This is a genomic window from Leucobacter sp. UCMA 4100 (assembly GCF_027853335.1).
Lineage (GTDB): Bacteria > Actinomycetota > Actinomycetes > Actinomycetales > Microbacteriaceae > Leucobacter_A.
Genome location: NZ_JAFEUS010000002.1, coordinates 2206304 through 2219709 on the forward strand (window position 1 = coordinate 2206304; position 13406 = coordinate 2219709).

Annotated in this window: 11 protein-coding genes; 4 read left to right on the plus strand and 7 right to left on the minus strand. The window is 62.9% G+C overall.

What is annotated here, in order from left to right:
* Positions 1 to 21 precede the first annotated feature (21 nt).
* Entirely contained in the window at positions 22 to 2817 is a 2796-nt protein-coding gene (gene topA / locus JSO19_RS10245) for a type I DNA topoisomerase (protein ID WP_270911551.1), read from the plus strand.
* A complete protein-coding gene (tmk, locus tag JSO19_RS10250; protein ID WP_270911552.1) occupies positions 2817 to 3458 on the plus strand; it encodes a dTMP kinase in 642 nt (213 codons plus the stop codon). Before topA ends, tmk begins: the two co-directional genes overlap by 1 nt.
* A 568-nt stretch (positions 3459 to 4026) precedes the next feature.
* On the opposite strand, the gene purL is transcribed toward tmk, so the two are convergent.
* Positions 4027 to 6342: a phosphoribosylformylglycinamidine synthase subunit PurL gene (purL, locus tag JSO19_RS10255; protein WP_270911553.1), complete on the minus strand. Its 2316-nt coding sequence runs from the start codon at positions 6340 to 6342 to the stop codon at positions 4027 to 4029.
* A gap of 135 nt (positions 6343 to 6477) precedes the next feature.
* On the opposite strand from purL, the gene JSO19_RS10260 reads away from it, so the two are divergent.
* Positions 6478 to 7416: a hypothetical protein gene (locus JSO19_RS10260; RefSeq protein ID WP_270911554.1), complete on the plus strand. Its 939-nt coding sequence runs from the start codon at positions 6478 to 6480 to the stop codon at positions 7414 to 7416.
* An 86-nt stretch (positions 7417 to 7502) separates the two neighbouring features.
* Here JSO19_RS10260 and purQ read toward each other — a convergent pair whose 3' ends face one another.
* The 6 genes from purQ to JSO19_RS10290 all read right to left on the minus strand — a co-directional run bounded on the left by purQ (position 7503) and on the right by JSO19_RS10290 (position 12482).
* A complete protein-coding gene (gene purQ, locus JSO19_RS10265) occupies positions 7503 to 8195 on the minus strand; it encodes a phosphoribosylformylglycinamidine synthase subunit PurQ (protein WP_270911555.1) in 693 nt (230 codons plus the stop codon).
* Entirely contained in the window at positions 8195 to 8449 is a 255-nt protein-coding gene (locus JSO19_RS10270) for a phosphoribosylformylglycinamidine synthase subunit PurS (protein ID WP_217134049.1), read from the minus strand. Before JSO19_RS10270 ends, purQ begins: the two co-directional genes overlap by 1 nt.
* 76 nt (positions 8450 to 8525) lie before the next feature.
* Positions 8526 to 9416, minus strand: coding sequence for a phosphoribosylaminoimidazolesuccinocarboxamide synthase (locus JSO19_RS10275; protein ID WP_270911556.1), 891 nt, complete (start codon positions 9414 to 9416; stop codon positions 8526 to 8528).
* A gap of 4 nt (positions 9417 to 9420) precedes the next feature.
* Positions 9421 to 9903 (minus strand): Fe-S cluster assembly sulfur transfer protein SufU, encoded by a 483-nt coding sequence (gene sufU, locus JSO19_RS10280; protein ID WP_270911559.1) that lies wholly within the window; start codon positions 9901 to 9903, stop codon positions 9421 to 9423.
* 6 nt (positions 9904 to 9909) lie between these two features.
* Entirely contained in the window at positions 9910 to 11211 is a 1302-nt protein-coding gene (locus JSO19_RS10285; RefSeq protein WP_270911560.1) for an aminotransferase class V-fold PLP-dependent enzyme, read from the minus strand.
* 17 nt (positions 11212 to 11228) lie between these two features.
* Positions 11229 to 12482, minus strand: a complete 1254-nt coding sequence (locus JSO19_RS10290; protein WP_270911561.1) for an MFS transporter — start codon at positions 12480 to 12482, stop codon at positions 11229 to 11231.
* 103 nt (positions 12483 to 12585) lie between these two features.
* Here JSO19_RS10290 and rsmI point away from each other — a divergent pair, with 103 nt between their 5' ends.
* Positions 12586 to 13404: a 16S rRNA (cytidine(1402)-2'-O)-methyltransferase gene (gene rsmI, locus JSO19_RS10295; protein WP_270911563.1), complete on the plus strand. Its 819-nt coding sequence runs from the start codon at positions 12586 to 12588 to the stop codon at positions 13402 to 13404.
* The last annotated feature ends 2 nt before the right edge of the window (positions 13405 to 13406 follow it).

The window sequence follows — 13406 nt, forward strand, 5'->3', positions numbered from 1 at the left end:
GCCCTATATATAAGGAGTACCGTGGCGAAATCCAAGAAGCTAGTCATTGTCGAGTCACCGACAAAGGCCAAGACCATTGGCGCCTTTTTGGGTCCCGAGTACGATGTGATCGCCTCTGTCGGTCACATTCGTGACTTGGCTGAGCCTTCAGAGCTCCCAGCTGACTTGAAAAAAGGCCCCTTCGGCAAGTTTGGCGTTGACGTCGATAACGGGTTCGCGCCGTACTACGTCGTGGGTGCGAACAAAAAGAAGACGGTTACCGACCTGAAGAGGGCGCTCAAGGAAGCAGACGAACTCTGGCTCGCAACTGATGAGGACCGCGAGGGAGAGGCAATCGCGTGGCACCTTCTTGAGGTGCTGAAGCCGAAGGTCCCGGTTCGTCGAATGGTCTTCCACGAGATCACGCAGGAAGCTATCGAACACGCGGTTGAAAACACGCGCGATCTCGATCACGCACTCGTCGATGCTCAAGAAACCCGCCGCATCCTTGACCGGCTGTATGGCTACGATATTTCGCCCGTGCTCTGGCGCAAGGTTGCCCCGAAGCTCTCGGCTGGTCGCGTGCAGTCGGCCGCGACGAGGCTCGTTGTTGATCGTGAACGTGAGCGTCTTGCCTACCGCACCGCAGAGTACTGGGACCTCGTTGCCTCATTCGTACCGGGCGCCGAGGCCAAAGACAGCACCGCGTTCGAAGCGCGGGCTGTTCGCCTCGACGGCAAGAAGATTGCTTCGGGCAGTGACTTCGGTGATGACGGCCAGCTCACTTCCTCTGCTGAGCGCAATGCTGTAACCGTGCTCAGCGAGGCGCAGGCGAAAGAGATCGAAAAGGCGCTCGAGGCCGCAGCACGGGCAACCGTCGTTGGCGTTGAAACGAAGCCACACACACGCCGTCCCGCAGCTCCCTTCACCACATCGACCTTGCAGCAGGAAGCGTCGCGTAAGCTGCGTTTCAGCTCGCGTCAGACCATGTCGATTGCGCAGTCACTGTATGAAAATGGTCACATTACGTATATGCGTACCGACTCACCGACGCTCTCGGCACAGGCCATCAACGCCGCCAGGTCACAGGCAGCTGAGCTCTATGGCGCCCAGACGGTGCCCGACAAACCCCGGGTGTACCAGGGCAAGTCGAAGGGTGCTCAAGAGGCCCACGAGGCAATTCGCCCAGCCGGCGATGCCTTCCAGAAGCCAAGCGCCCTGAAAAAGACGCTGACTTCGAGTGAGTTCGCACTGTACGACCTGATCTGGAAGCGTACCGTCGCGAGCCAGATGGCCGACGCCAAGGGCTCGACCGACACGGTGACACTCACCGCCGATGCCACTGGAAAAACCATCGAGTTCACCGCGAGTGGAACGGTCATCACGTTCCCCGGCTTTCTGCTGGCCTATGAAGAAGGCACCGATGAGCGACGCGGCGACGCGACCCGCCAGAACGTCGTGTTGCCGCAGCTTGCTGAGGGCGATCCGCTCACGATCGAAGAACCAGAGGCCAAAGAACACCGCACCTCGCCACCACCGCGTTACACCGAGGCGAGCCTCACGAAGCGTCTCGAAGAGCTTGGCATTGGGCGTCCGTCAACGTACGCCGCCATTATCAGCACGATCATGGATCGCGGCTATGTCACCAAGAAGGGGCAGGCTCTCGTGCCGAGCTGGATCGCCTTCTCGGTTGTTCGCCTGCTCGAAGAGCACTTTGATGAGCTCGTCGATTACGACTTCACCGCGAAGATGGAGAGCGAACTCGACGGAATCGCGATGGGAAACACCGATCGCACCGAGTGGCTCAAAGGCTTTTACTTCGGTGCTGACGACCACCCAGGTCTACGTGGAGTCGTTGACAACCTCGGTGAGATTGACGCGCGAGCGATTAACACCATTCGTATCGACGATGAGATCTCGCTGCGCAACGGAAAGTACGGCCCGTACCTCGAAGTGCTCGACGATAAGTGCGAGGTGAGCGAAGAGACGGGTGAGGTGAAACCTCGTATCGTGAACATTCCCGACGGCCTCGCTCCCGACGAGCTCACGCCTGAAAAAGCGCATGAGCTCGCTGACCAGGAGCCGCTTGAAGACCGCGTTGTCGGCGTGAACCCCGACACCGGGCTCAACGTCGTTGCCAAGAACGGCCGTTTCGGTCCCTACGTCACCGAGGTGCACGAAGATCCGCTGCCTAAGGGTGAGAAGCCACGCACCGCCTCGCTCTTCAAGTCAATGGAGACCGAGACGATTGATCTCGAAACCGCGCTCAAACTCTTGAACCTCCCGCGCGAGGTCGGAGTCGACCCCGAAACCGAGAACGTCATCACCGCTCAGAACGGTCGGTACGGTGCGTACCTCAAGAAGGGCACCGACACTCGATCGCTGCCGAGCGAAGACGCGATCTTTGACATTGATCTTGCTGGTGCTCTCGAGCTCTTCTCGCAGCCGAAGTACGGCGGGCGCAAAGCGGCAAGCGCACTCAAGGAGTTCGCGGCTGACCCGGTGAGCGGCAAGCCGATCAAGGTGAAAGATGGCCGTTTCGGCCCGTATGTCACCGACGGCGAGACGAACGCGACGATTCCCCGTGGCGAAACCGTTGAAGAGATCACCTTCGAACGTGCCGTCGAACTCATCGCGATTAAGCGAGCGAAGGGCCCCGCCAAGAAGAAGGCACCCGCGAAGAAGAAAGCACCTGCGAAGAAGACCGCGGCAAAGAAGGCGACCGCAACCACGAAAAAAGCCGTGGATCCCGCCCGATCCGCCGCAGCCAAGAAAGCTGCCGCGACGCGCGCAGCAAACAAGGCAGCGGCCGAGGCCGCTCAGAAATCTGACGGCTAATGCCAGCAACGCGAGCCGGTCTCTTCGTCACCTTTGAAGGTGGCGACGGGGCCGGCAAAACGACCCAGGCCGAGGCCCTGCAAGCATGGCTTGAGAGCAGCGGCCACACCGTGTGCCGCACCCGTGAGCCGGGTGGTACCGCTGTCGGGCAGAACATTCGTAACCTGCTTCTGCACACCGACGTTGCGATCGATCCCAAAGCCGAAGCGTTGCTCTACGCGGCCGACCGCGCGCAGCATGTCGCTGAGATCGTTCGCCCGGCGCTTTCGCGCGGTGAAGTGGTTGTGCAAGATCGGTACATCGACTCGTCGCTGGCCTATCAGGGCGCAGGCCGGGTACTCAATACCGACGAGGTGCTGCGTCTTAGCGAGTGGGCGACCGGAACGTTGTGGCCCGATCTCACGGTGCTGCTCGACATCGACCCTGCCGCAGCAGCGAGCCGCATGGCGCACCGCGGCGAGAGCCCAGACCGTCTCGAGCGCGAGGCCGTCGCCTTTCACACGGCGGTGCGCGAGGGATTCCTCGCCCTTGCCGCGGCTCACCCCGAGCGCTACCTCATCGTCGATGCGACATCAGCTCGCGACGTCATTCAGCAGGCCATTCGCGAGCGGCTCGCGCCGCTTCTACCGGCTGCTGCTTGATGGCGGTGCAGTCTCGGTAGGGAGGCGCTGCATCGCACCGCGTACCTGTGCCGACCGCCTTTTGCAGTGCGTTCTGGCTGCACCGGGTGACGCCGCTCCGCGCCCACTGACACTGGGCCGCGTCTCGTGACGCTTTGCCGCGCCGTCTGACACTGCTTTGGGTTGTGCGGATCACTCGTCGCGCGGTGCGACGCTCTTTCTGCGTGCTGCGGCACTTTGCTGAGGTTTTTTGCGTTTACTTGACGAAAAGCAGGGTGTTGAGGCGAAAACACCCTGCTTTTCGTCAAGTAGACCGGCGCAGGGGAGGGAAGACCGAGTTCCCGCAGCGCTGAAGGCACCCAACCGCGAAGAATCTCGAAAGTGAAAGCTTCTAAGGTGAAGACGCCGTGAGGCGAAGAAGGCCGATGCCTAGGGCCCCGCAGAACGAGACCGTGACGGGCGAGAACGGCCACATAAACGCAAAGGGGGCTCCCACCGAGTGAACGGTGGGAGCCCCCTTGAAGCGCGGTTGCGGCCAGCGCGGTTGCGGCCAGCGCGGTTGCGGCCGGCACGGCCGCGGCGGCGGCGGTTACTCTGCCGGGGTGACCGCGAAGCGGCTCGGCAGGGTTTCGCGCCAAGCAGCGCCGAGCTCGGCGACCGAGATCGTGAACTGGTCCTGAATCTCGATCTGAGCAGCATCGCCGGTGCCGTCGGTCACGCCGACGCGCAGTACGGGAACGCCACGACCCTCGCAGAGGCCGCGGAACTTCACGTCTTCTTCGCGGGGTACCGAGACAAGGGCGCGTGCCTGCGACTCTGAGAAGAGCGCGGTCGCGGCGTCAACGCCGTCGCGTGAGATGATCTCGTCGAGCCAGACGCGGGCACCGACGCCGAAGCGCAGCGATGCCTCGGCAACGGCCTGGCCGAGGCCACCGTCTGAGAGGTCGGTTGCGCCCGAGATGATGCCACCCATGGTTGCGGCCTGGAGAAGGCCAGCGAGGTTCTGCTCTGCCGTGAGATCGAGCAGGGGAGGCACGCCACCGAGGTGGTCGTGCAGCGTCTCAGCCCATGCCGAGCCGTCGAGCTCTTCACGCGTTACGCCGAGCAGGTAGAGGTTCTCGCCCTCGTCTTGCCAGCCGCTCGGGATGCGGCGTGCGACGTTGTCGATGACGCCCACGACGCCCACGACGGGGGTCGGGTAAATCGGGGTCTGACCGGTCGAGTTGTACATCGAGACGTTGCCGCCGGTGACGGGAATCTCGAGCTCGAGGCAGCCGTCGGCAAGGCCCTCAACGGCCTTTGCGAACTGCCACATAACCTCGGGGTTCTCGGGGCTGCCGAAGTTGAGGCAGTTGGTAACCGCCATCGGCACGGCACCGGTGACGGCGACGTTACGGAAAGCCTCGGCGAGGGCAAGCTGCGTGCCGCGGTAGGCATCGAGCTGGCAGTAACGGCTGTTGGCGTCGGCCGAAACCGCGATGCCGAGGCCGCTCTCTTCGTCGACGCGGATCATGCCGGCCGAGTCAGGGAAGGTGAGAGCGGTGTTGCCCTGCGCGTAGCTGTCGAGCTGGTTCGTGAGCCATTCTTTCGAGGCCTGGTTCGGGCTCGTGACGACGCTGACGAACTGGTCGCGCAGCTCGGCGCCGGTGGTGGGGCGAGCGAGCTTCGAGGCGCTGTCGGCCTGCAGCTCGGCGAGCCATGAAGGCTCCTGCATGGGGCGCTCGTAGACGGGGCCGTCGTTGGCAACGGTCGAAGGGTCGACGTTCACGATCTCTTCGCCACGCCAGTTGATGATGAGGCGGCCGTTGTCGGTGACCTCACCGATGACGGCTGCTTCGACCTTCCACTTGTCGGCGATTTCGAGGAAGCGCTCGAGGTTGGCGGGGGTAACGACCGCCATCATGCGTTCCTGGCTCTCAGACATGAGGATCTCTTCGGCGGTCATCGCCTCGTCGCGCACGGGGACGCTGTCGAGCTCGATGTACATGCCGCCGTCACCGTTTGCTGCGAGCTCGCTCGTTGCACACGAGATGCCAGCGGCACCGAGGTCCTGAATACCCTCAACGAGGCCCTCAGCGAAGAGCTCGAGGCAGCAGTCGATGATGAGGTTCTCGAGGAAAGGGTCACCGAGCTGAACCGCGGGGCGGTCAGTCGGGCCGTCTTCTGAGAAGTCAGCCGAGGCGAGCACTGATGCGCCGCCAATGCCATCGGCACCGGTGCGAGCACCAAAAATGACGACCTTGGTGCCCTTGCCCGAGGCCTTGGCAAGGTGCAGGTCTTCGTGGCGAAGTGCGCCAACGCCCAGCACGTTCACGAGGGGGTTGCCCTGGTAGACCTTGTTGAAGACGGTCTCGCCGCCGATGTTCGGCAGGCCGAGTGCGCCGGCGTAGAAGCTTGCGCCCTCAACGGCGCCGCGCAGTACGCGAGCGGTGTCGGGGTGGTCGATGTCGCCTACGCGCAGCTGGTCCATGATTGCGACGGGGCGAGCGCCCATTGAGATGATGTCGCGAATGATGCCGCCAACGCCGGTTGCGGCACCCTGGAACGGCTCGATGAACGAGGGGCTGTTGTGGCTCTCACCCTTGAACGTGATGGCCCAGCCTTCGCCGATGTCAACAACGCCAGCGTTCTCGCCGATGCCGACGATGAGGTTTTCTTGCATCTTTTCGTTGGTCTTCTGGCCGAACTGGCGCAGGTGAACCTTCGACGATTTGTATGAGCAGTGCTCAGACCACATGACGGAGTACATCGAAAGCTCGCCCGAGGTTGGGCGGCGGCCGAGAATGTCACGAATTTGCTGGTACTCGTCGTCTGCGAGACCGAGGGCCGCATAGGGCTGTTCGAGTTCGGGCGTTGCCTGTGCGTTGGCAACGGTGTCGGGCTGCTGTGAGGGTGAAATGTTCACGCGTAATACTCCATGGGTGGAAGGGAAGCTGGAACAAGATCATTCTATCGGTCTGCAAGATATACATTCGCCGTGGGAGGTTCGAGAAAACTGTGTATTCAGCACGAAAACCTCCCTATGCGACATACTGGTGCCATGACTGAAAACGAAGAAACGGTTGGTGCGCCGAACCGTCCGCACTCGAAACTGTCTGCCTTTATGAAGATGAGCATCACGGTGCTTTCAATCGTGACCGTGTTGGCGATCGCGCTGCTGTTCATCGGTGACTTCCAGGGCCGTTCAGAGCGCGTGTTTTCAACGCTCACCCTGTTTGCGGTGTTCGTGGTGCTCACCATGATCGATACGAAGCGCGAGAAGGGCAACGACTGGTACGCCCCGTTTGCCATCATGGCCAACACGTACCTGTTGGGCTTGCTCCTCATCGTGATCTGGGTCACGCCGTACACGAGCTTCTCGCTCAGCTTCACGATTTTCTGGCAGTCGGTCTACGTGATCGTGCTGACGAGGCTTCTCGTGTTGTGCGTCGAGTTCTTGTTCAGGCGCGCGCGTCACGCCGAGTCGGCGCTCGCGCAAACCGCACAGATCACCGCGGTGCTCTCATCGCTCAGTCTCGTGCTCTTTACTGCTCCGCTGGCGTTTGATGCGTTCCGGGTCTGGGTTCCTGAGCTCTACTGGAAGTTCGCGGTGGCAACGCTCATTCTCGCTGGCCTCGGTATCGCGGTGACGCTCTTGCTCACCTGGTACTTCAAATCGCAGGAGCGCGCAGCAGCCGCAGAGCAGACGCTCCAGCAGGCGCCGCACTATCCGATGGGTCAGCCGCCGTACGCGCCGTCGCAGCGCCTCCAAGTTCCCGCTGCCTACCAGGGCCAGCCTGTCGCGCAGCAGCTCCCGCCGGCGCCGCAGCAGCCCCAGCCGGCGCAGCAGCAACAACCCCAGCCGCAGCCCCAGCAGCCCGCCCCCGCCACAAATGCCGAGGGCCAGCCGTTGCTCCCGTGGCCGACCTTTGCCGATGGAACGCCGTTCCCGATGAAGGCCGATGGGCAGCCAGACTTCTCGGTGCTCAACCGCGACTAGCGCGAGGGGCGCGCGAGCGGTCGATCTCGTGACATGAAAAAGCGGCGGATCCCGAGTGGATCCGCCGCTTTCGTTATTCGAAGGGGTTACGCGTTCACCGTCGCGAGCAAGCTGTCGAAGAAGCGTGCGCCGTCGATGCCCGAGCGCATCGCGCCAGGGGTATCGGGGCCGAAGCCAGCCTCAACGGCGAACTCGGGGTGGGGCATGATGCCAACGACGTTGCCGCGCTCGTTCGAGACAGCAGCGACGGCTCCGACAGAGCCGTTCGGGTTCTCGCCGACGTAGCGGGCAACGATGCGGCCCTGGTCTTCGAGTGATGCGAGCGTATCGGCGTCGAGCACGTAGCGGCCGCTCTTGGCGCGAAGCGGGAGAACGATCTCTTCGCCCTTTTCGAATGCGCTCGTGAACGGGGTTGCGACCGACTCGATACTGATCTTCTGATCGGCGCGCAGAAACTCCTGGCCGTCGTTGACGGTGAAGGTGCCGGGCAGAATCTCGGCCGCGGCAAGAATCTGGAAGCCGTTGCCAAGACCGATGATGGGCATGCCCGCCTCGGCTGCTGCAGCGACGGCACGCATGGGCTGATCCATCGCAGCGAGGGCACCGGCACGCATGTAGTCGCCGTATGACCAGCCGCCGGGAATGACGAGGGCGTCTACCGAGTCGAGATCGGCATCAGCGTGCCACAGGGCTACGGCTTCGCCGCCCGAGAGCGAGATGGCCCGCTCAGCATCACGGCCATCGAGTGAGCCGGGAAAAGAGAGAACGCCAACTCGCATTACTCGGCCTCTTCAAACGTGATTGAGACGACGTCTTCAATTGCCGAGTTAGCGAATACGACCGAGGCGACCTGCGCGGCCTCTGACTTCACTTCTTCGGTGATGGGGCCGTCGACGACCATTTCAAAGCGCTTGCCTACGCGCACGCTGTGAAACTTTCCCTTGCCGAGGCGTTCGAGGGCGCCTGAGACTGCTTTTCCTTGCGGATCAAGCAGTACCGGTTTCGGCATGACTTCGACAACAATTTTGGGCACGGGTGGCTCCGTTTCTGCGTTGTATTGATGGGGTATTGGTAGTTTAACGGTCGATAGCTGAAGAGCGGCCAGCAGTTTAGGCGAGATGTTCGTTGCCGGTAAGGCGGGTGAACAGCTCGAGGTAGCGGGCGCGCGTGCGCTCAACAATTTCGTCGGGGAGCACGGGCGGCTCGCCCTGCTTGTTCCAGTTGGCGCTGAGCCAATCTCGCACGATCTGCTTGTCGAAGCTCTGCATGCGCTGAGTCCCGGTTGCGGTCTCATATGCGTCGGCATCCCAGAAGCGGCTTGAGTCACTCGTGAGTACCTCGTCGGCGAGAATGAGCTCGCCCGTTTCTGGGTGCCGGCCAAACTCGAACTTGGTGTCGGCGAGAATGAGGCCGCGGGCGGCAGCGAGGTCGCGAGCACGGGTGAAGATCGTGAGCGAGAGCTCGCGCAACTCGGCCGCGATTTCAGGCCCTACAATTTCGCAAGCGCGCTCGAAGGTGATGTTCTCGTCGTGATCGCCGAGTTCTGCCTTGAACGCGGGCGTGAAGATGGGCGTCTCGAGCAGGTCGCCGTCTGAGAGTCCCTCTGGCAGCTCGATACCGCACACGGCACCGGTCTCGCGGTACTCGGCGTAGCCCGACCCGGTGATCGCGCCGCGCACGACGCACTCAATGGGGAGCATGTCGAGACGCATGGTGACCATCGAGCGGTCGGCGACCTCGGCTGGGGCTTCTGGGCCTTCGCTCGCGAGATGGTGGGGAACCCCGAGCTCGGCAAACCACCAACGAGACAGCGCCGTGAGCACGGCACCCTTCTCAGGGATGGGGGGCTCAAGCATGAAGTCGAATGCGCTCACCCGGTTACTCGTGACGACGAGTAGATGCTCGCGTGAGCCGTCAGCTGGTTCGTAGAGGTCGCGAACCTTGCCCGAGTACAGGTGGTTCCAGTTGGCGTATTGCGCGGGGGTTTGCGTATTCGTCACGGCTCTATTCTCGCACGAGTGCGGCGCGCACGTGACGCAGATCGGCTTCAAGGGCGACCCAGCCGAGCATGGCGCACTTGACGCGCATGACAAACTGCGAAACACCACGCAATGCAACCGCATCACCGAGCAGATCTTCGTCGGGCTCGATCGCGCCGCGCGACTGAATCATCTCGCGGAACGCTGCGATGCGGGTTTCAGCCTCTTCGAGGGTGAAACCGCCCTCTTCCTTGAACAGCTGGGAGAGGATCGACGCTGAGGCCATCGAGATGGAGCAACCCTGGCCCTCCCAGTTGAGGTCGGTGAGCTTGCCCGTCTCGGGGTCGGCCGCAATCGAGAGGGTGAGCTCGTCACCACAGCTTGGGTTGTACTCGTGGTGTGATGCGGTTATTGCCCCCTCAGGAGCGTCGAGCTCGCCCTTGCCCATGGGGCGGCGAGAGTGTTCGAGAATGAGCTGCTGGTAGAGGTCGTCAAGTTCGTGTGACAAAGGGGTTTACTCCACTCCGAAGTAGCGCTGCGCCTCGCGCAGGCCTTCAAGAAAACGGTCAATTTCATCGGGGGTTGTTGTGAGGTGCACACTTGCGCGAACGCTCGCGGTCATGCCGACCGCGCGGTGCAGGGGCTGGGCGCAGTGGTGGCCGACCCGAACCTGCACGCCGAGCCCGTCGAGCACCTGGCCCACGTCGTGCGCGTGAATGTCGAGCACCTCGACAGAAGCGAGCGCCACGCGGTTTTGGGCGCCCGGCGAGCCGAGTAGGCGGAGGCCCTGATTGGCCTGCACTCCGTCGACGAGCTGCTCAACGAGCGCCGCTTCGCTTGCCTCGATGCGGGGCATGCCGACCTCTGCGAGGTAGCGAGCCGCCTCACCAAGACCGATGACCTGTGACACGGGTTGCGTGCCGGCCTCAAACTTGAGCGGTGCGGGCAAGAACGTGGTTTCTTCCATCGTGACGCGCATGATCGAGCTCCCGCCGGTGCGCGCTGGGGGCAGCTCTGCGAGATGCTCTGCCTTGCCGTAGAGCACCCCGATGCCGTTCGGCCCGAGCATCTTGTGGCCAGAGAACACGGCGAAGTCAACGCCTAAGTCGGCGAGGTTCACGGGGATGTGGGGCACCGACTGGCAGGCGTCGAGCACGGTCAACGCTCCGCGTTCGCGGGCAATTTCGGCCACCTCAGCGACGGGGGCGACGAACCCGGTCACGTTCGAAACGTGGGCGAACGCTACGATCTTCGTTCGCTCGGTGATGGCCTCGCGCATATCGTCGAGCGACCACGTGCCGTGCTCGTTGACCGGGATCCACTTCAGTGTTGCTCCGGTGCGAAGAGCGAGGCGCTGCCACGGGATGAGGTTCGCGTGGTGCTCTGCCTCGGTGACGAGAATTTCATCGCCCGTAGAAAGCGCAAAACGTTCGCTCGTTGCCCCGCCGAGCCCGACGCCCGCGAGGGGGCCGCTTGCCTCGGCAATGCCCTGGGCAAGCACGTTGAGCGCATCAGTCGCGTTCATCGTCCACACGATCTCGTCGCTTTGCGCGCCCACGAGGCCTGCGACGGCCTGGCGGGCGCCCTCAAACGCCTCAGTGGCTGAGCCGGTTGCGACGCTTGCGCCGCGGTGCACCGAGGCATTTGCCCGTTCGAGAAAGTCGCGCTCGGCGTCGAGCACACGCGCCGGGCGCTGCGAGGTGGCCCCCGAGTCGAGATAGGCGAGTGGTTTGCCGTTCACCACCGGTGGATTGGCAAAGAAGGGAAAGCCTTGACGGTGGTGCTGAACTTCTTGTGGAGAGAGAACCGTAGCCATTCCTCCATTGTTCCACTTCATGCTGATGGTTGCACAGGGAGTTGGCCAGTGTGCGTTGACGGCGTAAAACCGGCGGGGGTCATGAAGAAGTTTGCGATGCCCGTAACGACAACCACGATCGTGGCGCCAAGCGGCACCAGGAAAGCGGCGTCTGGACCGTGCGATTCTGCGATCCACCCGGTAATTGCCGACGTGGTCGACTGGCCGACGATGATCGCCGAGCCGAGCATCGTCATGACCGTTGCGCTACGCCCTTCGGGGCTGCGGTCGGCGGCGAAGCTGTACTGCGTGACGAGCACCGGGCCGATGCCGCAGCCAATGAATGCGAGGGCGATAATGATCATTGTCTGGCTTGTCGCAAACTGCAAAAAGACGGCGCCTATGAGCATCACGAGCGAGAACACGAGCCAGCGTGAACGCTTCGTGAAACGTGGCGAGAAGAACGCAACCGAGAGGGCGAAGATTGCAGATCCAATGCCCATGATGCCGTAAAGAATGCCGGCGCGCTCTGAAGCTCCGAAGCTCTGCATGTACGCCGTGAGGGCCGTGAGCATCGATCCGAAAAAGAGGCCGACGCCAAGAATGCCGGCGACGATGATGATGAGCCGCGGCGCGAACAGCTCTTTCGCCGGGGCGAGCGTTGCGGCTCGCTCTTCGGCCGACTGCGACGGAGCTGCCGTGTGGTGCAGTGCAAAGGCCCCCACGAAGAAGACGGTGAGAATCGCCGCGCCAATAATCGGTGCACCAGCGCCGAACGCGACCGCGAGCACGCCCACGATGAAGGGGCCGAAGACGAACACGAGCTCGTCGGCTGTTGACTCGTAGGCCATCGCTCCACCGAGCACGCGGTCTCGGCCAGCAGCGGGAACCTTCGTCTTCACGATCGTGACCACGCGTGAACGGGACATGGGCGAGGTCTGCGGGGCAGAGGCTCCCACAACGAACGACCCGAGTAGCATGACCCAGTTGGGCAGGGGGCTGTAGACGATCCACGCGAGGGCTCCGAGGGCCGCTGCGTTAATCGACGCGGTGACGAGCAGGGTTGCTCGCTGGCCGAAGCGGTCGGCCGCGGCACCGATGAGCGGACCGAAGATTGCGGCACCGAGCCCGACCGCGGCAGAGTTGAGGCCACCGAGCTGCATTGAGCCGCGTCCCGAAACGACGAGGGTGAGTACGCCCACGACCATCATCGCGTAGGGCAGGCGCGCTACAAACGCAATGGGAAAGTAGCTTTTGCCGGTATGAGAGAGAACCTGCTTGATGCCGTCCATGATTCGCCCTCTCTACCGTAAACTTCACTCACTGCTGAACGTACGAAGTCTAGTGCCTGTGTATGAAAAAGCCCGACGCGCCCCTGAACGGTACGATGGCACCATGATTATTCTCGCCGCAACGCCCATCGGTAACCTCGGCGACGCCTCGGCGAGACTGCGTGAGGTGTTTGAGGGGGCGACGGTGATCGCCTGCGAAGATACGCGCCACACGGCAAACCTGCTGCGTCTGCTCGAGATTGAAAACCGGCCCGAGTTGCTCGCGCTACACGATCACAATGAGCGCGAACGAGCAGCGGGCCTGGTCGAGCGCGCCAGGCATGAAGACCTCGTCGTTGTGAGCGACGCGGGTATGCCGACGGTCTCTGACCCGGGCTACCGACTCGTGCAAGAGGCTGTGCAACAGGGTGTCGATGTGACGGTGATTCCCGGGCCGTCGGCGGTGACGACCGCTCTTGCGCTCTCGGGGCTGCCGACCGACCGCTTTAGCTTCGAGGGCTTCGCGCCGCGAAAGCATGAAGAGCAGGCGCGTACGTACTCTGCGCTCGCCGAAGAGCGGCGCACGATGGTGTTCTTTGAGGCGCCGCAGCGGGTCGAAGCGACGCTGCGTGCAATGGCCGAAGCGATGGGGGCAGAGCGCCGCGCGGCGGTGTGCCGTGAACTGACGAAACTCTATGAAGAAGTGCAGCGCGGAACGCTCACCGAGCTCGCCGACTGGGCAGCCGAGGGCGTACGCGGCGAAGTCGTGATCGTTGTCGCCGGTGGCGAACCAGCGGTGTTTTCGCTGAGCGACGGGCTCGGGCTCGTGCGTGACCGGGTCGCGGCCGGTGTTCGCCTCAAAGACGCGACCAAGCAGGTCGCTCAAGAAACGGGTCTCGTCGCGAGAGAACTGTACGAGCAAGCGCTCGCTGAGAAGGGATAACG

Coding starts and splice junctions, on each gene's coding strand:
- tmk (WP_270911552.1), top strand. CDS start 2,817: ATGCCAGCAACGCGAGCCGGTCTCTTCGTCACCTTTGAAGGTGGCGAC.
- JSO19_RS10260 (WP_270911554.1), top strand. CDS start 6,478: ATGACTGAAAACGAAGAAACGGTTGGTGCGCCGAACCGTCCGCACTCG.
- purQ (WP_270911555.1), bottom strand. CDS start 8,195: ATGCGAGTTGGCGTTCTCTCTTTTCCCGGCTCACTCGATGGCCGTGAT.
- JSO19_RS10285 (WP_270911560.1), bottom strand. CDS start 11,211: ATGGCTACGGTTCTCTCTCCACAAGAAGTTCAGCACCACCGTCAAGGC.
- JSO19_RS10290 (WP_270911561.1), bottom strand. CDS start 12,482: ATGGACGGCATCAAGCAGGTTCTCTCTCATACCGGCAAAAGCTACTTT.
- rsmI (WP_270911563.1), top strand. CDS start 12,586: ATGATTATTCTCGCCGCAACGCCCATCGGTAACCTCGGCGACGCCTCG.